This is a genomic window from Inquilinus sp. OTU3971 (genome assembly GCF_038440215.1).
Genome location: NZ_JASATH010000040.1, coordinates 24,424 through 47,123 on the forward strand (window position 1 = coordinate 24,424; position 22,700 = coordinate 47,123).

Annotated in this window: 16 protein-coding genes; 10 read left to right on the forward strand and 6 right to left on the reverse strand. The window is 68.3% G+C overall.

Going from position 1 to position 22,700, the window contains the following annotated elements; translation table 11 throughout:
• Positions 1-35 precede the first annotated feature (35 nt).
• The 8 genes from AAHM41_RS12750 (at position 36) to AAHM41_RS12785 (ending at position 7,968) form a co-directional block, all read left to right on the forward strand.
• A complete protein-coding gene (locus AAHM41_RS12750) occupies positions 36-755 on the forward strand; it encodes a nicotinamidase (protein ID WP_342236918.1) in 720 nt (239 codons plus the stop codon).
• Between the two features lie 18 nt (positions 756-773).
• Entirely contained in the window at positions 774-1,205 is a 432-nt protein-coding gene (locus tag AAHM41_RS12755) for a hypothetical protein (protein ID WP_342236919.1), read from the forward strand.
• Positions 1,206-1,260: 55 nt separating this feature from the next.
• Positions 1,261-1,938, forward strand: coding sequence for a response regulator transcription factor (locus tag AAHM41_RS12760; RefSeq protein WP_342236920.1), 678 nt, complete (start codon positions 1,261-1,263; stop codon positions 1,936-1,938).
• Positions 1,939-1,945: 7 nt separating this feature from the next.
• Positions 1,946-4,435: an extracellular solute-binding protein gene (locus AAHM41_RS12765; protein ID WP_342236921.1), complete on the forward strand. Its 2,490-nt coding sequence runs from the start codon at positions 1,946-1,948 to the stop codon at positions 4,433-4,435.
• Between the two features lie 22 nt (positions 4,436-4,457).
• The gene (locus AAHM41_RS12770; RefSeq protein ID WP_342236922.1) at positions 4,458-4,718 is read left to right on the forward strand and encodes a hypothetical protein; all 261 of its coding nucleotides are present in this window, start codon (positions 4,458-4,460) and stop codon (positions 4,716-4,718) included.
• A gap of 270 nt (positions 4,719-4,988) precedes the next feature.
• Positions 4,989-5,936, forward strand: coding sequence for a Bug family tripartite tricarboxylate transporter substrate binding protein (locus AAHM41_RS12775; RefSeq protein ID WP_342236923.1), 948 nt, complete (start codon positions 4,989-4,991; stop codon positions 5,934-5,936).
• Complete coding sequence (locus tag AAHM41_RS12780) at positions 5,933-6,421, forward strand: tripartite tricarboxylate transporter TctB family protein (protein ID WP_342236924.1); 489 nt, start codon at positions 5,933-5,935, stop codon at positions 6,419-6,421. The genes AAHM41_RS12775 and AAHM41_RS12780 overlap by 4 nt, the downstream gene beginning before the upstream one ends.
• 29 nt (positions 6,422-6,450) lie before the next feature.
• On the forward strand, positions 6,451-7,968 hold the full coding sequence (locus AAHM41_RS12785; RefSeq protein ID WP_342236925.1) for a tripartite tricarboxylate transporter permease: 1,518 nt from the start codon (positions 6,451-6,453) through the stop codon (positions 7,966-7,968).
• A gap of 208 nt (positions 7,969-8,176) precedes the next feature.
• Here AAHM41_RS12785 and AAHM41_RS12790 read toward each other — a convergent pair whose 3' ends face one another.
• From AAHM41_RS12790 to AAHM41_RS12800, 3 genes are all read right to left on the reverse strand, one after another.
• Positions 8,177-9,358, reverse strand: coding sequence for a hypothetical protein (locus tag AAHM41_RS12790; RefSeq protein WP_342236926.1), 1,182 nt, complete (start codon positions 9,356-9,358; stop codon positions 8,177-8,179).
• A gap of 283 nt (positions 9,359-9,641) precedes the next feature.
• Positions 9,642-11,999, reverse strand: a complete 2,358-nt coding sequence (locus AAHM41_RS12795; RefSeq protein WP_342236927.1) for a xanthine dehydrogenase family protein molybdopterin-binding subunit — start codon at positions 11,997-11,999, stop codon at positions 9,642-9,644.
• Positions 12,000-12,344: 345 nt separating this feature from the next.
• Complete coding sequence (locus tag AAHM41_RS12800) at positions 12,345-16,868, reverse strand: hypothetical protein (RefSeq protein ID WP_342236928.1); 4,524 nt, start codon at positions 16,866-16,868, stop codon at positions 12,345-12,347.
• A 251-nt stretch (positions 16,869-17,119) separates the two neighbouring features.
• Between AAHM41_RS12800 and AAHM41_RS12805 the strand changes: the two genes are divergently transcribed.
• On the forward strand, positions 17,120-17,962 hold the full coding sequence (locus AAHM41_RS12805) for a glycosyl hydrolase (RefSeq protein WP_342236929.1): 843 nt from the start codon (positions 17,120-17,122) through the stop codon (positions 17,960-17,962).
• Between the two features lie 6 nt (positions 17,963-17,968).
• Here AAHM41_RS12805 and AAHM41_RS12810 read toward each other — a convergent pair whose 3' ends face one another.
• Genes AAHM41_RS12810 through AAHM41_RS12820 form a run of 3 tightly spaced genes read right to left on the reverse strand, consistent with a single transcriptional unit; the run spans position 17,969 to position 22,131 of the window.
• The gene (locus AAHM41_RS12810; RefSeq protein WP_342236930.1) at positions 17,969-20,158 is read right to left on the reverse strand and encodes a calcium-binding protein; all 2,190 of its coding nucleotides are present in this window, start codon (positions 20,156-20,158) and stop codon (positions 17,969-17,971) included.
• 55 nt (positions 20,159-20,213) lie between these two features.
• Complete coding sequence (mtgA, locus tag AAHM41_RS12815; protein WP_342236931.1) at positions 20,214-20,987, reverse strand: monofunctional biosynthetic peptidoglycan transglycosylase; 774 nt, start codon at positions 20,985-20,987, stop codon at positions 20,214-20,216.
• Between the two features lies 1 nt (position 20,988).
• Entirely contained in the window at positions 20,989-22,131 is a 1,143-nt protein-coding gene (locus AAHM41_RS12820; protein WP_342236932.1) for an aminotransferase class I/II-fold pyridoxal phosphate-dependent enzyme, read from the reverse strand.
• A 108-nt stretch (positions 22,132-22,239) separates the two neighbouring features.
• On the opposite strand from AAHM41_RS12820, the gene AAHM41_RS12825 reads away from it, so the two are divergent.
• The coding region (locus AAHM41_RS12825; RefSeq protein ID WP_342236933.1) for a M48 family metallopeptidase at positions 22,240-22,700 on the forward strand (461 nt) is incomplete at its 3' end.

Sequence of the window (22,700 nt, forward strand, 5' to 3'; positions counted from 1 at the left end):
CCTCTCGGCATTGCATGATGAAGGAGGGGGAAATTATGGCCCAGATCAGCCGCCGCATATTTCTGGCCGCTGCCGGCGCCGCCGCCGCGAGCGCCGCATGGCTGCGGTCCGGCATCGCAGCCGCCGCCACGATCACGCCGGGCGACGCCGATGTGCTGCTGGTCATCGACGTCCAGAACTGCTTCCTGCCCGGCGGCAGCCTGGCGGTCACCGACGGCGACAAGATCGTGCCGGTGATCAACGCGCTGGGGACGCGCTTTCCCAACATCGTCGTGACCCAGGACTGGCACACGCCGGGCCACGTCTCCTTCGCCTCGGCGCATCCCGGCGCCAAGCCGTTCTCGACGACCAAGCTGGCCTATGGCGACCAGGTGCTGTGGCCCGACCACTGCGTCCAGGGCACGCAGGGCGCCGACCTGTCGGCCGGCCTGACGCTGCCGACGGCGCAGCTGGTGATCCGCAAGGGCTACCACCACGAGGTCGACAGCTACTCCGCCTTCAACGAGGCCGACGGCACGGCCACCGGCCTGGCCGGATATCTGAAGGAGCGCGGCATCCGCCGGGTCTTCGCCGTCGGCGTCGCCACCGATTTCTGCGTCTGCTTCAGCGCCATTGACGCCCGCAAGGCGGGGTTCGAGGCCTTTGTCGTCGACGATGCCTGCCGCGGCATCGACGCCGAAGGGTCGCTGGCCAAGGCCTGGACCGCGATGACCGCGGCCGGGGTGCAGAAGATCGTCTCGGCCGACATCGCCTGACCCGGCGGCGGGATGACCATGACCATCGACAAGACGGGGAACTACTGGGTCGGCACGCACTCGCTGGACATCAAGGCCTATCTGCGGGCCTATGTCGAAGGCACGCCGATTTCTGCGTTTCGCCTGGCGCAATGTCCCTGCTCTTCGGTCGACTTCAGGGTGGAAGCCGATCCCGACGAAGGCTGCGTGCGGCGCATCTGCGCGCAATGTTCGACCGCGCGTTTCGTCTGCGACAGCGAAGAGTATTCGGCCGAGGCGGAGCTGAAACAGTGGCGCTGCAAATGCCGTTCCGACCCGGCCAATATCGGCGTCGGCTTCTCGCTGCATGACAGCGGAGACGTGCGCTGGCTCTATGTCGGGCTCCGGTGCCGCAAATGCGGCACGCTCGGCTGCATTGCCGATTGGCAGGTGAAGTACGCACCGTCGGGCCATCTGCTGGACGCGGTCTGACGAGGCCTCGCGCGATCGCCTTGCCGCGCCCCTCGCTTTCCGACAAGAAGGACGGATGCGGATCCTTCTGGTCGAAGACAATCCCGATCTCGGGGAGGCGGTGGAGAACCGGCTGCGCAAGTCCGGCCATTCGGTGGAATGGGTGCGCGACGGGCTGGCCGCCGCCGAGGCCGCTGGCCACGACAGCTTCGATGCCGTGCTGCTGGACATCATGCTGCCGGGCCAGGACGGCTTCGCCGTGCTGCGCGACCTGCGGCGGCGCGGCATCGACGCCCCGGTGCTGGTGGTCACCGCCCGGTCCGAGATCGACGACAAGGTCGGCATCCTCGACCTCGGCGCCGACGACTACCTGGTCAAGCCCTTCGACCTGCGCGAGCTGGAGGCACGGCTGCGCGCCCTGCTGCGGCGCCCGGCGGGCCAGACCAGCAGCACCGTGGCGCATGGTAACGTCACGCTGGACCTGGCCGGCCGTGCCGTCACCGTCGCCGGCCAGCATGTCGAGTTCGGCCGCCGCGAGTTCCGGCTGCTGGAGATCCTGCTGACCCGCGCCGGCCAGGTCGCGGCGAAGGACCGGCTGATGATGCAGCTGTTCGGCGACGAGGCCGAGGTGTCGGTCAACGCGCTGGAGCTGCTGGTGTCGCGCGTCCGCCGCAAGCTGGAGGGCGCCGATATCGACATCGTCACCCTGCGCGGCTCCGGCTACCGTGTGCAGCCGCGCGGGAAGCACGAGTGACCGGGCGGTGACCGCCAGGGCCGGCCGCGCCTCGATCCGGCGGCGCATGCTGGCGCTGACCGTGCTGGCGCTGCTGCTGACCGGCATCGGCCTGGTCGCCCTGATCCGCGACTATGCCCGCGGCGCGTCGGACAGCGCCTTCGACCGGCTGCTCGCCGCCTCGGCCTTCACCATCGCCGGCGCGGTGCAGATCGAGGACGGCGCGGTCACGGTCGAGCTGCCCACCGCCTCGCTGGCGATGCTCGACTTCTCCGACGACGACCGGGTGTTCTACGAGGTGGCGGCGCCGGACGGCGCCTTCGTCACCGGCTATCGCGACCTCGGCGCCGGTCTGGCGCCGGCCGCCTCGGCCACGCCCGACTTCACCGAAGGCAGCTATCACGGCGAGGCGGTGCGGATCGCCACCGTCGGCCGGCTGGTCTTCGTCGAGGGCAAGGCCGGCTGGGCCACAATCCGCGTCGCCGAGACCCGCGGCGCCCGGGCGGCGCTGGCGTCGGAGATCCTGGGCCAGGCCGCCCTGCCCCTCGCCGCCCTCGGCCTGGTCGCGCTCGGCCTGGTCTGGTTCGGCATCCGCTACGCCTTCGCGCCCCTGGTGGTGATGGAGCGCGAGCTGCGCCGCCGCGCGCCGGAGGACCTGTCGCCGGTGCAGGTGCCGGTGCCGGTCGAGGTGCAGCAGCTGGCCGGGGCGCTGAACGACTTCATCGCCCGGCTGCGCAGCGTGATGGAGCGGGTCAGCGGCCTGGTCGCCGACGCCGCCCACCAGGTGCGCACGCCGCTGGCCTCGCTGCGCGCCCAGGCCGAGGTCGCGGTCGACGAGGAGGACCCGGCCCGGCTGCGCGACCGCGTCGTCCGCATCCACCAGAACGCAGTCCAGGCCAGCCACCTGGTCAACCAGCTGCTGATGGACGCGACCGTGCGCCATCGGCTGGAGGCGCGCGAGGCGACGGTCGTGGCGCTCGACGCCATCGTCGAGGATGTGCGCCAGCGCCTGGATTTCGAGGAGGCCGGCCGGCTGGCCGTGGCGCTGGCGCCGGAGGCCTCGCGGGCCGAGATCAGCGGCGACCGCGTGGCCCTGCGCGAGATGCTGTGGAACCTGGTGCACAACGCCCTGACCCACGCGCCCGGCGGCGATGTCGAGATCGAGGCGGCGGTCGAAGGCGGCCGGGCCGTGCTCCGGGTGTCCGACCGCGGGCCCGGCATCCCGGCGGCGGAGAAGGCGCTGGTGCTGGAGCGCTTCGCCCGCGGCGAGGGCAGCCGGGACCGCCCGGGATCGGGGCTGGGCCTGTCGATCGTCCGCACCGTGGCCGAGGCCCATGGCGGCACGCTGGCGCTGCTGGACCGGCCGGGCGGCGGGCTGCGGGTCGAGGTCACGCTGCCCGTCGTGGAGTCGGCGCGGCGGCGGCCGCACGGCCCTGCGGGTCCCGCGGCGGCGTTGCTGCTTGCCGCGGCCCTGCTGGCGGGATCGGTCGGCCCCGGGCGGGCCGCGCCCGGCACCACCGTCTACCCCGCCCCGGCCGGCGGCGAGCGGACGCTGACCATCCTGGGCGCCACCGACACTCCGCTCTTTGGCCGCTTCATCGCCGATTTCCAGGCGCTGCGGCCGGAGATCCGGGTGGTGTACCAGGAGACCGACACGCTGCCGATGTACCAGGCGGCGTCGAGCGGGCAAATGTCGCCGGTGCCGGACCTGATGATCAGCTCCGCCCCCGACCTGCAGGTGAAGCTGGCCAATGACGGCTTCGCCCAGGCCTATGCCTCGCCCTGGCTGGACCGGCTGCCGCACTGGGCGCAGTGGCGGGCCGAGGCGATCGGCTTCACCTTCGAGCCGGCGGTGATCGCCTACAACCCCGACCTCTTGTCCGAGGCCGAGGTACCGCGGTCGCATGCCGAGCTGATCGCGCTGCTGGAGGCGCAGCCGGAGCGGTTCCGCGGCCGTGTCGCCACCTACGATATCGCGGTCAGCGGCATCGGCCACCTGCTGGCCAGCCAGGACGCGCTGATCTCCTCCAACTTCTGGCGCCTGGCCGCGGCCTTCGGCCGGGTCGACGCGAAGCTGAGCGGCAGCAGCCCGGAGATGCTGGACCGGATCGTCGGCGGCGAGCTGATCCTCGGCTACAACCTGCTCGGCTCCTACGCCTTCGCCCGGCAGGCGGCGGGGCTGCGCCTGGGCGTGGTGGTGCCGGAGGACTACGCGCTGGTGATGACCCGGGTGGCGCTGATCCCGCGCGGCGCGCCGGATGCCGAGCTGGCCCGCGCCTTCGTCGACTACCTGCTGTCGCCGCGCGGCCAGGCCCTGGCGGCGGGCGTCACCGGCCTGGGCGCGATCATGCCCGACATCTCCGGTCCCTGGTCCGCCGGCAGCATCGCCGGCAAGACCGAGGGCGCGCTGCAGCCGATCCCGCTGGGCCCGTCGCTGCTGGTGGCGCTGGACGAGCGGCGGCGCGAGCGGTTCCTGCAGACCTGGCGGCGCCTGGTCTCCGACGGCACCGCCCCATGACAGGGCGCTGACAACCCAAGCCATGGACACCGAGACCCGGCGCCGCCATATTTCCAGCATGACGGACGAGCTCGGCAACCTGATGCTGGTCTACCTCCGCCGCATCGACGAGAAGGTCGATCGGGTGATCGAGACGCAGCAGGATCACGGCCGACGCCTGACCTCGCTGGAAGGTCAGGTGGCTGGGCTGCATGCCGATTTTGCCGGCCAGTCCGCCCGCATCGACCGCATCGAAGCCCGGCTCGAGCGGATCGAAAAGCGGCTGAACCTGATCGAAGCCTGACCCGATCCTGGCCAATTAATTGGCAGCCTGAGCCGATGACAGGACGCTGACAGGTTCGGCGGCTAGACTGCCTCCTGGAACCGGGCCGATCGCGATGCCCGGGCGCAAGCAACTGGCCAGGGAGGTCCCGATGTCACCCGAGATGCCACGGTCCCGCGACGCGCGGCTCATTCCGTCCATGACCAGCGGCCGATAAGCGACCATCCTGTGCGGTGAGCGCACGGGGCGCTATGCTTTCGGCCAAAACCAAACCGATCAGGGAGAACGTTCATGAAGAAACTGGCGATCGCCGCATTTGCGGCCATCCTGGCGCTGCCGCTGGCGGCCCGGGCCAATGACTACACCATCATCGCGCCGGCCGCCCCCGGCGGCGGCTGGGACCAGACGGCGCGGTCGATGCAGGCGGCGCTGCAGACCGAAGGCATCTCGCGCAGCGTCCAGGTCGTGAACGTGCCCGGCGCCGCCGGCACGGTGGGCCTGGCCCAGTTCGTCAGCCAGAACAAGGGCGACCCGAAGGCCCTGATCGTCGGCGGCTACGTCATGGTCGGCGGCATCATCACCAACAAGTCGCCGGTGACCCTGGCCGACGTCACCCCGATCGCCCGACTGACCGGCGAGTACGAGGCGATCGTCGTGCCGAAGGATTCACCGCTGAAGTCGGTGCAGGAGCTGGTGGACTCCCTGAAGAAGGATCCGGGCGGCGTGACCTGGGCCGGCGGCTCGGCCGGCGGCACCGACCACATCACGGTCGGGCTGGTGGCCAAGGCGGCCGGGGTCGACCCGACCGAGATCAACTACATCGCCTATTCCGGCGGCGGCGAGGCGCTGGCAGCGGTGCTGAGCGGCCAGGTGACGGCCGGCATCTCCAGCTATGGCGAGTTCGACGCCCAGGTGAAGGCCGGGGCGCTGCGCGTCCTCGCGGTCTCGAGCGAGCAGAAGCTGCCGGGTGTCGAAGCCCCGACGCTGAAGGAAGCCGGCCTCGACGTGGTGGTGCAGAACTGGCGCATGGTCGCCGCGGCGCCGGGACTGAGCGCCGAGCAGAAGGCCGCCGTCGCCGCCGACATCGAAAAGCTGGCCAAGTCCAAGACCTGGCAGGAGACGCTGAAGACCAAGGGCTGGACCGACACCTACCTGGCCGGCGACGCGTTCGACAAGCAGCTGGCCGCCGATATCGGCACCACCGGGCAGATCCTCAAAGACATCGGTCTGGCCGAATGAGCGCCGCCCCGGAGCAGCCCGCGCGGCGTCGGCCGGACTGGCCGGTCCTGGGGATCGCCGCGGCCCTGGCTGTCGCCGCCGCGGTGCTGTTCTGGGACGCCAGCCAGCTCAATGTGAAAGGGTTCGCGGCCCGGTTCGGGCCCGCGATCTTCCCCCGCCTGATCGGCGGCCTGCTGCTGATCATGGCGGCGTGGACGGCGGTCGCCGCCTGGCGCGGCGACCCGCCGGCGCGCGAGAAGGACGACCTGCCGCCGATCATCTGGATCATCGGCGGCCTGGCCGCCCAGATGCTGCTGCTGAACACGGCCGGCTTCTCGATCGCGACCGGCCTCCTGTTCGCCGCGACCGTCAAGGCCTTCGGCCGCGGCCCGCTGTGGCAGACCATCCCGATCGGCATCGTCTTCGCCTTCGTGGTCTGGTTCATCTTCAGCACCGGGCTGGACCTGACCCTGCCGGCGGGGCCGCTGGAAAAGCTGTTCTCGTGAAGGTTGTTTTCATGATTGGGGCCTGACGCATGGACACCTTCAGCTTCCTCGCCCAGGGCTTCGCCGTCGCCCTACAGCCGGTCAACCTGCTGTATGCCCTGATCGGCGTCACCCTCGGCACCGCGGTCGGCGTGCTGCCCGGCATCGGCCCGGCCCTGACCGTGGCGCTGCTGCTGCCGGTGACCTACTCCCTCGACCCCGGGGGCTCGCTGATCATGTTCGCCGGCATCTATTACGGCGGCATGTATGGCGGGTCGACCACCTCGATCCTGCTCAACACCCCGGGCGAGAGCGCCTCGATCATCACGGCGCTGGAGGGCAACAAGATGGCCCGCGCCGGCCGCGGCGGCCCGGCTTTGGCCACGGCGGCGATCGGGTCCTTCGTCGCCGGGCTGATCGCGACGGCGGGCCTGGCCTTCATCGCCCCGGAGATCGCCAAGATCGCGATCTCCTTCGGCGAGCCGGAGAAGTTCGCGCTGATCATCCTGGCCTTCGTCACCGTTTCCGCGGCCTTCGGCGATTCACCGATGCGCGGCCTGACCTCGTTGGCCATCGGCCTGGCCATCGGCCTGATCGGCCTCGACGATCTGAGCGGCCGGGCGCGGCTGACCTTCGGCAGCCCGGAGCTGCTGGGCGGCATCGGCGTCACCATCCTGGCGGTCGCCCTGTTCGCCATCGGCGAGGCGCTGTCGGTCGCCGGCAGCCAGGGCCGCACCGAGGAGCATGTCGAGCCGATCCGTGGCTCGATCTGGATGAGCAAGTCGGACTGGAAGCGGTCCTGGAAGCCCTGGCTGCGCGGCACGCTGTTCGGCTTCCCGATCGGCGCCATGCCCGCCGGCGGCGCCGAGATCCCGACCTTCCTGTCCTACGCCACCGAGAAGAAGCTGTCGAAGCATCCCGAGGAGTTCGGCCATGGCGCGATCGAGGGCGTGGCCGGGCCGGAGGCGGCGAACAACGCCTCGGCCGCCGGCACGCTGGTGCCGCTGCTGACGCTCGGCCTGCCGACCTCGGCGACGGCGGCGATCATGCTGGCCGGGTTCCAGCAATACAACATCCAGCCCGGCCCGCTGCTGTTCGAGAGCAACCCGGATCTGGTCTGGGGCCTGATCGCCAGCCTGTTCGTCGCCAACGCCATGCTGCTGGTCTTGAACCTGCCGCTGGTCGGGCTGTGGGTCCGCCTGCTGTCGATCCCCCGCCCCTGGCTGTATGGCGGCATCCTGGTGTTCGCCACGCTCGGCACGATCGGATCCAACCCGTCGTCGTTCCAGCTGGGGCTGCTGCTGGCCTTCGGGCTGTTGGGCTACATGCTGCGCCGCTTCCACTACCCAATCGCGCCGGTGGTCGTGGGCTTCATCCTGGGGCCGATGGCGGAGCTGCCGCTGCGCCGGGCGCTGCAGAACAGCCGGGGCGACCCGATGATCCTGGTCTCCTCGCCGATCTCGATCACCCTGCTGGCGATCACCGTGCTGGTCGTGGTGGTGCCGCTGGTGCTGCGCCAGATGGGCCGCGGCCGGATCCTGGCGCAACTGGCGGCCGAGGAGGACTGAGCGGCGGGACTGAGGACGATCGTCCCCCCTGGATACCCGCCGCGAGGGCCGGTCGGACATTCCAGGGCTTTGGCCACAACGCGGCCCCGCGGGCAAGGCTGCGGCGCCGATCTTCGCAATCGGCGCCGCGAACCCTGACAAGGGCCTCAACACAGATCCCGTTTGCTGGCGTCTACGCTACCTTTGGCGCCAACCACAGATGAAAATTTCACGTCTCAATGCCGCGATGAACGCAGAGCAGTTGGTCGCGCGTTCCAGCGCTGTGACGATACTGCATAATTGCCGGCCGTCGAGCCGAATAGACTCCTGGAATCTTGGTGTATCGGCTCCAGCTATTCCCATCATAAGACATCCACCACAAGCTCTCGTTGTCGCTTGAGCCCCTCGCCATACAGTAAATCTTGTTCTCAAATACCGCCAGCGCCGGCCCATCTGCCGAAAATACCTTGTCGATCTTACGATACTGGCTCCAGTTATTTCCGTCAAATTCCATCCACCAGAGACTTTCATTATCACTGGAGCCACGTGCGACGCAGTAAAGCTTATCGCCGAAAGTCGCAAGCGCTGGTCCAGCAGCGGTATAGGCTCCATCGATCTTCCGATATGGCCCCCAGTTATACCCGTCGTACTCCGTCCACCAAAGGCTCTCGTTGTCACTGGATCCTCTGGCCACGCAATAGAGTCTATCCCGATACACCGACAATGCCGGGCGATCGGCAGTATACGCCCCATCCACCGGACGATACTGGCTCCAGCTGTTGCCATCATAAGCCATCCACCAGAGATGTTCATTGTCGCTCGAACCTCTGGCCGCGCAATAGAGCTTGTCGCGATACGTGGCCAACGCCGGACCTGCAGCCGAAAACACTCCATCGATCCGGGAGTATTCACTCCACTGGCCGTCAAACGACATCCACCAAAGGCTCTGATTGTCCGACGATCCCCGCGCCACACAGTACAGCTTGTCTCGGAACACCGAGAGCGTCGGGCCATCATCCGAGAACACCTTCGCCATCTTCTGCTCGTCCAGCCAAGCCCCCTGATCCTCACCGTAGACCGACCAGCGCAACTGGGAGTCGTTGATGTGCTGGTTCTCTGGGAGCGGAACGAGAAGCGTCGGCATGATCCACGGCGAGACCAACTTCACACCTTGACCTTGATCCTCAGCCTTGATCACGATATTTCGGATTTTCAGGTAAAGTTTTATTAGATCCGCAATGGGCTTGATTTCCGACCCCAGAGCATCGACCAACTTTCCAGCAAAATCGTCAATCTTCTCCAGCAGCTGAGTCGCATCTTCGTTCAAATGTAATACAAAACCCCACCAGTGAGTATCGCAGGTAATCTGTACGTTGGTGATCGACCACTTCTCTGAAACCTGGCTTTCCATATCAATCCACCCCATAGCTTGGTGGGCCAACGATAGCCCGATTGATAAAAATCAGAGCAAATTCTTCTAATCATATTCAAACGAACAAGCTAACAGTGTACCGGCGGCAAGAGACGGTCAATCAATTGTTAATACGACCACCAGAAGGAAATAATATTTTCTATGCAATGCAACATATTATATGCCCACGCGAGCAATCCCCAGACATAAGACATGATCAAAAGATTAAAACTCGAAATACGACAGAACTTGCGGCGCGGCCGTAGCTAGCGACAGAGCCCGATCACCCCTGCCCGGCCGCGATCCGCTGCCAGATCGCCAGCGGCGTCGCCGGCATGTCGATGTGGCGGATGCCGAGGCCGGACAGCGCGTCGACCACGGCGTTCATGACGGCCGGCAGCGACCCGGCGCAGCCGGCCTCGCCGCAGCCCTTGGCGCCCAGCGGGTTGGTCGCGGTGGGCTGCGGCCGGCTCTCGAAGGTGAAGACCGGCGGGGCGTCGGCGGCGCGCGGCATCTGGTAGTCGACGAAGGAGCCGGTGGTCAGCTGGCCCTCCGGGTCGTAGACGGTGCGCTCCATCAGCGCCTGGCCGACGCCCTGCATGACGCCGCCATGCAGCTGGCCCTCGACCAGCAGCGGGTTCACCACCGTGCCGAAGTCGTTGACCATGACATAGCGCAACACCGAAGTGGTGCCGGTGTCCGGGTCGATCTCGACCTCGGCGACGTGGCAGCCGTTCGGATAGGCCGACGGCGCCAGCTTGAACACATGGTCGACATCGAGCGAGTCCGGCACGTCGGGCGGCAGTTGCATCCCTGCGGTCAGCCGGCCGGCCAGCTCCATCAGGGCGATGCCGCGATCGGTGCCGGCCACGGTGAAGCGGCCGTTGCGGAATTCGACGTCGAAGGCGCCGGCCTCCAGCAGGTGGCCGGCGATCTGCCGGCCCTTCTCGATCACCCGGTCGCCCGCCTCCAGGATCGCGGCGCCGCTGGCCATGATCGATTTCGAGCCGCCGGTGCCGCCGCCCGCGATCAGCCGGTCGCTGTCGCCCTGGACCAGGCGGATGCGGTCGAGCGGGATGCCGAGCTTCGAATGCAGCACCTGGGCGAAGGGCGTCCAGTGGCCCTGGCCGTAGTCGAGCGTGCCGGTGACGATGGTGACGGTGCCATCCGGCTCGAAATGCAGGCCGCCCATCTCGTTCGCCGGCGGCGCCGTCACCTCGAGATAGCAGCCGATGCCACGGCCGCGCAGCTTGCCGCGGGCGACGCTCTCCTCTCGCCGGGCGGCGAAGCCGTCCCAATCCGCGGCCGCGACGGCGCGGGCGAGCAGCCCCGGGAAATCGCCGCTGTCATAGGCGGTGCCGGCCGGGGTCTTCCAGGGCAGCTCGCCCGGCGCCACCATGTTGCGGCGGCGCAGCTCGACCCGGTCGATGCCGATCTCGCTGGCGGCCGTGTCGATCAGCCGCTCCATGTAGTAGTTGCCCTCCGGCCGCCCGGCGCCGCGATAGGCGCCGATCGGCACGGTGTTGGTGACGGCGCAGATCGTGTTCACCTCGACCAGCGGCGTGCGGTACATGCCGATCGAGTTCTTGGCGATGTTCAACGTCGTCATCATCGGGCCGACCTGCGAGACATAGGCCCCCAGATTGCCGTAGCCGGTGAAGCGGGTGGCGAGGAAGCGGCCCTCGGCGTCGAGCGCCAGCTCGCCCACCACCTCCATGTCGCGGCCGTGATGGTCGGAGACGAAGCTGTCGGAGCGCTGGTCGGTCCATTTCACCGGCCGGCCAAGCGCCCGGGCGGCGTGCAGCAGGCAGACATATTCCGGGAACACCGCGCCCTTCATGCCGAAGGAGCCGCCGACATGGCCGGTGATCAGGTGGATCCGGTCGGGCGGCAGGCCCATCGCCTCGGCCAGGTTGTTGCGCTTGCCGAACACGCCCTGGCTCGGCGCATGGATGGTGAAGCGGCGGGTTTCGGAATCGTACTCGACCACGGCCGCGCGCGGCTCCATGGCGTTGACGACGACGCGGTTGTTGAGGATCTCCAGCCGGGTGACATGGGCCGCCCTGGCGAAGGCCTCGGCCACCTTCTCGGTCTCGCCGAAATGATAGTCGAGCACCAGGTTGCAGGGCGCATCGTCGTAGAGCTGGGGCGCACCGGGCGCGATGGCCTCCGCGACGCGCGTCACCGCCGGCAGCGGGTCGATGTCGAGCGCGACGGCCTCGGCCGCGTCGCGCGCCTGGTCGGCGGTCTCGGCGATCACGACCGCGACCGGATCGCCGACGAAGCGCACCTTCTCCGCAGCCAGCGCATGGCGCAGCGGCTTCGCCATCGGCGAGCCGTCGCGGTTCTGGAACGCGAACAGGCATTTCAGCGGCCCATAGCCCATCGGGGCAAGGTCGGAAGCGGTGTAGATCGCGAGCACGCCCGGCATGGCCTGGGCCGCCTCGGCGTCGATGCCGGCGATGACGCCATGGGCATGAGGGCTGCGCACGAAGGCGGCATAGGCCTGGCCGGGCAGGCTGACATCGTCGGTGTAGCGGCCCTCGCCCCGCAGCAGGACCGGATCCTCCATCCGGGACACGGGCTGGCCGATGCCGAATTGCAGGGCGGCGGAATCCTCGGCCTTGAAGACGTCGTTCATCGGCGAAGCCTCGATCGCTGCGGAAGGAGCCAAGGCGTCACGCTCGATGGCGAGGCGTCGGCCATGGCTCTCGAGAACTGGTGGAATCAGACTAGGGGTATAGCCCGGGATGAGAGAGGCGCCGTTTCGGCAACGCTCCCCCCGGCCGGGCGCAGGCCTCTACAGGATAGCGGCCTGGCCGGCCTGGACTCCAGTCTGAATTCCGTGAGTGATCGAGGATGTTCGAAGCGACGGTGCACGATCGGCGCATGGCGCGCGAAGGACAGGACGCCGGCCGAAAAACGCACCGCCCAGCGTGGCGCTGCCGTCAATACCGGTGTCATCGTCCGGCGCGTCGAAGGCGGCCTAAGCAGCCTCCGCATCGCCCAACATCGCGATCAATCCGCGCGCGATCTCCATCCCTCCCGAAGCTGCCGTGGCCGCCCCGCCCGCGACCACCACGAGCAGCGCCAACCACATCGGCTTGTTGATAAGGATAGCCAACTTGCAGATCAACGAGACGCCGACGGCGACGGAGAAGCCGAGGGCGAGGATGTCCCCGAGCTGCCGCGGGCCATCCATGAACAGGAAGGCGGCCATGCCAACGACGAGTGCCCCGGTCAAGCAACTGAGAATCGTGGACAGGATTTTCCACCCGAGCGGTACCCCTCCCGAGGTGGCGCAGGCGAGCGTGACGACATCCAGACCGATGACGAGGGTGGGCAATGCCCAGATCAGCCAGACCAGAGCGTCCGGTCGCTTCTGATGCAGGTAGATCGCGCCGGCCAGCAATCCGCGCACCACGACCAGCGACGGAACCACGCATCTGATCCGCAACTCCTTCCACCAAGCGTTGCGATCCGCCTGGCCCTGGGTCGCCACATCCATCGCTCCCATGAACCCGGACAACACCCCCCAGCCGGCCTGTGCACATCCGGCCGCGACAGTCATCCAGCCAACCGGCAGCGGAGGCCTCTCCGCACCTTGCAGCCGCCTCGCGGGTGCCTCCGCCGTCAGCTCAGAGGCGTAGGCTGGTTCTCGGCTGATCAGCTTCAGGGCGAAAGCAGTGGGAACCGCGACGATCAGGCAAAACAGGTCCAGGAGGGTCAGCTTGTCGCCATTGGTGGCCCAGTTGTAGAGATTGGAGAGGAATGGAATGCCGGGGTCCTGATTGATGAAGTCCCTGGCGGCACCGACCAGGGCTTTGAGCAGATCCATCAGCAGGCCTATCACCGCCTGCCCGACATGGATCGCGATACCCACAAGACCGTTTATGATGTCGAAGATCACGGAAAGCCCGCGCGCCAGGAGCCCTGCGCCGGACTGGAGGTCGAGATCCTCACGGATATTGTCGATCGTCTTCCGGTAGTCGGCCGCCACCGAATCACCGACCTTGGACAGGAAGTCGTCGAACAGGCTCCTGACCTTGTCACCCGGATCGAAATCCAGCGAGCTCGGCGCAGCGGCGGCGAGCCCGTTCGACGGTCCAGCCACAGCGGAGGCGGCGATGCTATCCTGCATCTTCGCCTGCAGCCAGTTGCCCTGCACGGGCGCGGCCATCGTTTTCGACTTGCCCGCCGCCTCCGATTGCAGTGAGAGCACCGATCGATTGCCGATAGCGGATTTGGCCGAGCAAAAGGCCTTGTCGGCCTCTGTCTTCAATGTGCACAGCTTCGTCTTGAAGGCGTCCTTGATGCCGTCCAGGGAAACGCCGCCGGCCCCGCTCTCCAGCGCCGTCCAGGCTTGGTTCACCTCCTCGCGAATACTGTCGTGCACGTCGAGGATCTTCTTCCAATCGAACAGGAAGCTGACCGCCTCCACCACGCGCCGCATCGCGATGGCGATCTCGTTGAAGATCCCTTGCACCAGCAGCGTGGCCTGTTCGATGGCACCGATCACGCCCTCCACGAGCTTCGGGCCGGTCTTGGTGATGTAGTGGATCGATGCCCGGGCGCCGTCGGCGACCGCCTGGATCACGGCGCCGGTCACCTTGGCCGCGTTGGACGTGACATCATCCCAGAAATCGTCCCAGTCCCCCAGCATCCCCACCGACCCGGCGAGGGTGGCAGCGGCGGCCTCCGCCTCCACGGCCGAGAGTAGCCGGAAATGCGCCTGGTCTCCGGACAGGCTGAAGGAAAAGGACTGGTCGCAGGTCACCCGGCAGCCAGGGTCGCCGGACGGCATGCAACAGGCCACCGCCATGTCGCAGTCGGAACTGCAATACATGTCCCCCGCCGCGCCCTTGCGCCCCTCGGTCATCGAGGTCCGGACCATGCCGGCCGTCTGGTTGATCGCTCCCGCGGCGGCGTCCAGAGCCTTGTCGTTGCGATAGTGGTCCTTCAGGATCGGCTTCTTGTCATAGCCGGTGGCGTTCTTCAGCTGGTCCTTGGTGATGGTGGCCAACTGGCCCTGCAACTGGCCGTGCGGGCGGACCACGAAGCGCATCCTCGGATCCATGAAGGGCGAGGTCAGCAGCAGCTCCGGCGCTGTCAACCCTTGATAAAACCGGCCATCACGGCCGTAGGCGCCCGCCTTGACCGCGATGCGGAACCGCCCCGCCCCGTCAGTCGCAACGTCCACGAAATCCGTGGCGGACAGGGGCATGGTCCGCCCCTGATAGGTGACGGTCGTCGGGGCGGTCGCGGTCAGGCGAACGGGCTGGCCGCCGCGCGGCGAACCGTCCTTGTCGAACAGGGTGACATCCACCTGGAAGTTCGGTGTCATTCCAGGGTTGCGAACGCTGTTGGAAAAATCGAAATCCTGAATCAGGCTCGCGTCGGCGTAGTACTGATGGATCGCTTCGTCAAGCCGAACGGCCGTGGCGTTGACATGGTCGGCGAAGTACAAGGCGCCGTCCTGGTAGGCGGCAAGGAAGGGCGGCGGATTGGCCGTCTGGTAGGTCTCCATCACATCCGATTTCGCGCTGGTATCGATCACGCAGATCTGGCCCTCGCTGGCATAGAACAGCACGCCGTTCGCGTTCAGGATCGGCGCGCCGACCGGATTCCGGATCGGGGCGAAATGCCTGCCCGGCCTCCTGCCCGTGAGGTTGATGGCTTGCACGGCGTCACGGAATGCGATGTAGCAACTGCCGTTGCTGTACACCGGGGCGATTTCGGTCGTGGAATCGAGCCCGATCGGCTTTTTTCTCGGGGTTACCAGTGCTCCGCTGGCCGCATCGCAGACGTAAAGCGACTTCCGGTCTGTGGCAAAGCACAGCCGCGCGCCGTCGCAGAAGACCGGCCCCGGTATGCCGTCGGCAGTGACCGACCACAGCTTGGCCAGGGTCGTCGCATCGAACGCATCGACACTGGGTCCGAGATGCGGCGGATGGACCGGCACATACAGGATGCCATCAGCGACCGCGGGCGTGCCGGACACGATGTCGCCCTGGGCGCAGACGCTGGTGTTTCCGTCGGGACCGATCCGGAAGATGCCGTTCCCGGCGACGAACAGCGCCCCGTCATGAGACTCCATCCACCAGGCCGGTTCCTGGAGGTCGACCACCTCGATGTGGCCCTGGCCGGTCTCAGGATCCATGTTGTAGACGATGCCGTCGTCGCAGCCGACTGCCAGAAACGCGCCGTATGGCCACACGACCCGCGGGCTGGCGTTGTCGCCGAAGCCCGACAGTGTCGGTCCGGGCGCGCCCGAGATGGCGTCGAACGATACGACCGAGTTGCCCTGCGTCACCCAGAACCGGCCGAACGCGACGCATCCGCCGACCACGCCCCGCCCGGTCGGAGCCTCCCAGTTCACGAGCGGCGACCTGACCTTGCCCAGCGGTCCGCCTGCGTGCCAACGCCCGTCCCGGGTCTGGCTCGCGACCAGATAGGGAATACCGTCGTCATTCTCGCCCGCGCCGAGGCCGACCACCTGCAGATTGCCCGGGTGGTCCTTATCCGCATGATCGCCGCTGTCCAGAGCCAGAGCCTGGTAAGTCAGCAGCGTCCCACCGAGCGGACCGCTGCTCCGCGAGGACGGAGAATGCCAAGCGCCCGACTTATCCTGATAGACGGCGAGATAGGCCAGTCCGTCCTGGCCCAGGCAGACGACCTGGAGATTGCGGTCGGCACCGGTATGAGCCGTGATCGCGACATAGGACCGGGCGTCATGGCCGAGAGGGCCGCCATAGGTCTTGGGCACATTCCATTTGCCCTTACCGTCCTGCCAGGCGGCCAGGTAGATCTTCCGGTCGGTGCCCAGCCCCATGACCTGCAGGTTGCCGCCATTGCTCAGCGCGGCGGCCAGCGCCGTGTACCGATGCTTCGGATTTCCGATCGCCTCGCCCCGACGGGTCCAGCCGTCGCTGAGCGAGGCGAGCCAATAGGCCCGCCCGTCGGTCCCGAGGCCCAGCAGCTGCAGCCAGCCCTGGGCGTCCGTCACCGCCACCATGGACGCATAGGATATCCCAGGGGTGCTGAGAATGCGGCCATCGGCCTGCCAGCGGCCGCTGCCGTCCTGCGTCGCGACGACGTAGATCCGCCCATCCGTCCCCAGGCCGAACACGTTCAGATAGCCGGCGCCGCGATGGGCCGCCACAGCCGTGTAGCGGCGCGCCGGGTCGCCCATCGGACCGGCATTCGCCTGGATCGGCGCAAGCCAAGTGCCATCCTCGTACTGCCAGGCGGCGAGGTAGATCTGCTGGTCGGCCCCCAGGCCCAGCACCTGCAGGCGGTCGCTGTTGCCGCTGGCCAGGGCGACGGCCGAGAACGTTCCCGTCTGGAACGCCAGCACGTTCGTGTCCGGCACCGTCCAGGCGCCGGTGGCGTGCGACTGCCAGGCTGCCAGATACAGCGCGCCGTCGTCGCCGACGCCGACCAGCTGCAGGTTCCGGCTGTTGCCCTGGTGCAGGGCCAGGGCGGCGAAAGGCGGGAACGGACTCGGCATCGAAACCTCCTGCGCTTGCGGGCATCGCGGCCGTCGATCCGGGGTATGTCGGGCTGCCCGCCCTGTTGCGGGTGGGCACGGCGACCACGGTTCTTGTCACTATCGGCAAGGCGCGACGGCGGGACAACAAATGGCATTTGCCGCGCAATTGACGATAATTTGACGGGCCGGCCGCTTGTCGCCCCGCGGTTTGTGCCGGCGGCCAAAGATGCTACCCCTATGCGCCCGACCCCCGAGCTGCCGAGGTCAAGATGAGGCTCATCGCCCTCCTCTGTGCCGCCGTCTGTGCGCTTGTCGCCGCCATGCCCGCAGCGGCCGGCGACAAGAAAGGCGTCGCGATCGGTCCCAGGGACGGCGACGCGGCCGAGACGATCCGGCGGCTCGACGCCCGCTGGTACTACACCTGGAACACCGAGCCGATCGCGCAGGCCGGGTCGGCGCAGTTCGTGCCGATGATCTGGTCGGCAGGCGCCAAGATGGACCGGCAGGTCGCGCAGCTCGAGGCCGGACCGATGCCCTGCGCCCTGCTAGCCTTCAACGAGCCGGACGGGCGGCGCCAGGCCGACATGTCGGTCGACCAGGCGGTCGGCGCCTGGGACCGGCTCAGGCCGCTCGCCCGCCGGATCGGCAGCCCGGCGGCCGTCAATGCGCTCGGCCCCTGGTTCGAGGGCTTCTCCGCCCGCATGGTCGAGCAGGGCAAGGACTATGATTTCGTCGCCGTCCACTGGTACGGGGCGCCGTCGGCCAAGAGCTTCCTGCGCAAGATCGACGACATCCACGAGACCTACGGGAAGCCGATCTGGATCACCGAATTCGCCGTCTCCGACTGGGCCGCGCGGGACGGGCGCAGGAACCGGTACAGCACCGAGGCGACGGAACGGTTCATGACGACGGTCCTGCCCGAGCTGGAGCGCCGTCCCTATGTCGAGCGCTATGCCTGGATGGGCGCCGGCGCCTATCGCGAGGCGACCGTCACCTCGCGGCTGGTCGACGACACCGGCGCGCTGACCGCTCTCGGCCGGATCTACGCGGAATTCGACGGCGACGCGGCCGGATCGGTCACCACCGAGCCGGCCTGCGCCGCGGGCGGCTAGGGCCGCCTACAGCACGAAGTCGGCGGCCGCGAGGGCCATGGCGCCGGTCAGGGTGATGTGGAAGTCGCTGACCTTGTCGCCGTTGATGTCTCCGGCGACCGTGGTGACGCCGCCGACCATGGAGAACCGCAACTGCCCGGCGACGCCGGTGTAGAGGGCGCCGCCGATGACGCTGAAGGCCTGGTTGCCGGCGGAGACGGTGTTCGCGTCGATGGCCGACAGGTCGATGCGATCGCCCTGGGCATGGCTGAAATCGGTGATCCGGTCGGCGCCGGCCCCGACCGGGCTGTGGACCGTGCCGATATAGACGAAGCGGTCGGCACCGGCGCCGCCGGTCAGCGTGTCCGCGCCGCGGCCGCCGATGAGGACGTCGTTGCCGGCCCAGCCCTGCAGCACATTGGCGCCGCCGGACCCGGCCAGCTGGTCGTTGCCCTGGCTGCCGCTGAGGTTCTCGATGCCGGCCAGCGTGTCGCCATGCGCCTCGCCGCCGACGCCCTTGCCGGTGGAGAGATCGACCACGACCCCGGCCGAGGCGGTGTAGTAGCTGGCGGTATCGATGCCGGCGCCACCGTCGAGGACATCCGCTCCCCAGCCGCCGCGGAGCACGTCGGCGCCGTTCCAGCCTTGCAGCGTGTTGGCGCCCGCATTCCCGGTCAGGCTGTCATTGGCCTGGCCACCTGAGATGGTCTCGACCCCTGTCAAAGTATCGCCCTGGGCGTCGCCGCCGACGCCGGTGCCGGTGGCGAGGCTGACCGAGATTCCGACCGTGCTCTCATAGTAGCTGGCGGTGTCGATGCCGGCGCCGCCGTCGAGCTTGTCGGCCCCCGCGCCGCCGCGGAGCACGTCGTTGCCGGCGCCGCCCCGCAGGTCGTCCTTGCCCGCATCGCCCGCCAGGGTGTCGGCGAAGGCGGTGCCGGTGATGCGGTCGTCGCCGCCGAAGCCGCGCCATGTGCCGGGGACCACCGCCACGATGGTGTCGTTGCCGGCCGTGCCCTGGCCGAGGACGGTGGCGAAGATGTCCTCCTCGACCAGCGCGCCGCCATGCCAGCTGACGACGATGCCGCCGTCGCGCAGCTTGATCGCGCCAAGGCTGCCCATGTCCTCATAAACAAATTCCGAGATGTAGAAGACGTCGCTGATCGGCCGGCCGGCGGCGTCATAGATGCGGCCGTTCGCCCCATAATAGTCGTAAGGAAACTCGCTGACATCGGACGACCACGAGGCGTAGGTCACCAGGAACCCGCCGCCCGGCAGCGCCACGACCTCGCCGAGATACTGACCCTCGACCGTGTCGGTGTTCACCTGCACCGGTCCGGTCAGGGCCCGGCCGAGGCTGTCATAGGTCCGCAGCCACACATCGGTGTTGTCGAGATCCTCGTCATCCCGCTTGGTCCAGGCCACCGTGTAGCCGCCGCCCTCCAGATTCGCGATCCGCGGGAATGCGTTGTCGTCGAGGCCCGCCAGAGTCGACACCAGGCTGCGCGCGCCGACCGCATGGCCGGCTGCGTCGTAGCGCTGCGTGTAGACCTGCCGGCCGTTCAAGCTCTCCGGCTCCTCCCAATACACGGCGATGAAGCTGCCGTCGGCCCGCGGCAGCAACTGATAGCCGGGGGTCAGGTAGCCGCCGGCGAAGGCGATGCCGGTGTCGAGGTCGGTGTTGAGCAGCACCTCGCCCCCGACCCGTCCGGCCGTGGCGTTGAAGCGCTGGGTGTAGGCGTCCCAGTCGGTACGCAGGTTGGAGGCGGCATAGACGATGCGGAAACCGCCGTCCGGCAGCGCCACCAGATCCTCGAGCCTCTGGTCGATATCGCGGTCCGGGCTGACTTGGACCTGGGCGCCGATGCGCTGCCCGGTCGCCGAGAAGCGCTGCATGAAGATGTTGAACTCGTCGCTGTCGGCGCCGGTCTGGTCGACCCCGTCCGATTCCCAGGCGACGACGAAGCCGCCGTCGGGCAGGCCGACGACCTTGGCATGCAGCTGCTGGTCGTAATGGTCGAGCGGGATGTGGAATTCGAGCGTCAGTGCCCGCCCCTGCGCGTCGAAGACCCGGCCATAGACACCGGTGAAGCCATCGAAGCCGTCATCCTGGTTGCCGTCGTCCCACACCGCGACGAAACCGCCGCCGGCCAGCGCCGCCGTCGCCGGCCCGTCCTGCGAATACTCGATGTTGGTGTTGAGGATGATGTCGTCGGCCATGTGGTCCTCCCTCCCCGATGGATCGACTATAGGAACGGAAGATTGCAGATCCGGGTCACGACACGCAGTCCAGCAGGTCGCCGAGCTGGCCGATGCGGCGCTGGATGGTGGCGGCGCGGCCGGCGACGTAGCGCGACGGCTTGCCGGCCGACCAGCCGCGCGGGTTCGGCAGCACCGCGGCCAAGAGCGACGCCTCGCGCGCCGAGAGCTGGGCCGCGCTCTTGCCGAAATAGGCCTGCGACGCCGCCTCGACCCCGTAGATGCCGGGGCCGAGCTCGACCACGTTGAGATAGACCTCCATGATCCGGCGCTTCGGCCACAGCGCCTCGATCATCACGGTCAGATAGGCCTCGAAGCCCTTGCGGATGAAGGTGCGGCCGTCCCACAGGAAGACGTTCTTCGCCGTCTGGTTCGAGATGGTGCTGCCGCCGCGCAGCCGGCCGACGCCGGACTGGTAGCGGTCCCAGGCCTTCTGCATCGACTCCCAGTCGAAGCCGTCATGCCGGCAGAACAGGTTGTCCTCCGCCGCTACCGCGGCCTTGGCCATCACCGGCGCGATTTCGCTCCAGCCCACCCAGTCGCGGTGCCAGCCCTCACCCTCGAACAGGCGCAGCACCATCAGCGGCGTCACCGGCACCGGCAGCACTCGATAGACGATCGTCAGCGCCAGCGGCGCCAGCACCAGGAGGGCGAAGAGCCCCCACAGGATCTTCGACCACCAGCGCCGCCGGCTCCACCAGCGGCCGAGCGCGCCCGGCAAGGCGAGGCGCGGCAAAGGCAGGCACGGCAGCCGCCAGCGGGACGCCCGGCGCCGCGCCGCCCGCGCCATGTCAGCGGAGCCAGCGGTGCAGCCGGTCCGCCGCCTCGGCCATCTCCTCGGTCGCGCCGGCGAAGGAGAAGCGCATGGTCGCGTGGCCGCGCACCGGGTCGAAATCGACGCCCGGCGTCGCCGCCACCCCGGTCTCGGCCAGCATGCGCCGGCAGAATTCGACGCTGTCGTTGGTCAGGTGGCCGATCTCAGCATAGAGATAGAAGGCGCCGTCGGCCGGGGCCATCCGGTCGAAGCCGGCGCGCGGCAGCGCCTCCAAGAGCAGGCTGCGGTTGCGGGCGTAGCGGGCGACGTTGCAGTCCAGCTCCTCGCCGCAATCGAAGGCCGCCACGGCCGCGTATTGCGACAGGGTCGGCGGCGAGATGTAGAGGTTCTGGGCCAGGCATTCGACCGGCCGCAGCATGTCCTCCGGCAGCACCAGCCAGCCCAGGCGCCAGCCGGTCATCGAATAGTATTTCGAGAAGCTGTTGACGATGATGGCGCTGCCGCTGGTCTGCAGCGCCGTGGCCGTGCCCATGCCATAGGTGATGCCGTGATAGATCTCGTCCGACACCAGCCGGATCGAGCGCGAGTCGCAATAGGCCGTGAGATCGGCCAGCGCCTCGGGCGACAGCATGGTGCCGGTCGGATTCGCCGGGCTGGCGATGATCAGCCCGTCGAGCTTGCCGCCATGCTTCTCCAGCAACTCCGGCGTCGGCTGGTAGCGGGTGTCCGGCCCGGCCGGGATCTCCACCGCCTCGATGCCCAATGCCGTGAGGATGTTGCGGTAGGCCGGATAGCCCGGCGCCGCCAGCGCCACCCGGTCGCCGACATCGAAGGCGGCCAGGAAGGCCAGCAGGAAGGCGCCGGAGGAGCCGGTGGTGACCACCACCTGCTGCGGCGCCACCGCGGTGCCGTAGGCGCGGCGGTAATGGTCGGCGATGGCCTGGCGCAGCGGCGGGATGCCCAGCGCCACGGTGTAGCCGATCCTGTCGTCGCGCAGCGCCGCTTGCGCCGCCGCGAGAACGCCGGCCGGGGCCGGGGTGCTGGGCTGGCCGACCTCGAGATGCAGCACGTCGCCATGCGTCTTCTCGCGCGCGGCGGCGGCGGTCATCACATCCATGACGATGAAGGGCGGCACCTGGCCGCGGCGAGAGATCTTCATGATGGGCGGGCGGCTCGGGTGGAGGGCAGGACGCCACCCGGTCGACACAGTCGGCCGATAGCGTGATGATCCATCGCAATGGATCGCCGGCATGGAGGGAGCGGAGCGTTGGGACGGGTCATTCGGATCTTGGTGCTGGCCCTGGCGACGGTCATCGTCGGGCCCCTCGCGGCGGCCCAGGCGCAACGCATTCCGGTGGTCCGCGACGCCGAGATCGAAACTAGCATCCACAAGATGCTGACGCCAATCTTCCGGGCGGCCGGGCTGAACCCGGAGGCGGTCACCATCTTCCTGGTCAATGACGACGACGTGAACGCCTTCGTCGCCGGCGGCCAGAACATCTTCGTCTATTCCGGGCTGATCCTGCAGACCCGCAGCGCCGGCGAGCTGATGGCCGTGCTGGCGCACGAGACCGGCCACATCGCGGGTGGCCATCTGGTGCGCGGCGCAGAGCAGATGGAGCGCAGCCGGCTGATCGCCACCATCGGCTCGCTGCTGGGCGCCGCAGCCGGGGCCGCGGCCGGGCGCGGCGACGCCCGCCGGGGCGGGGCCCCCGCCCCCCCACACCA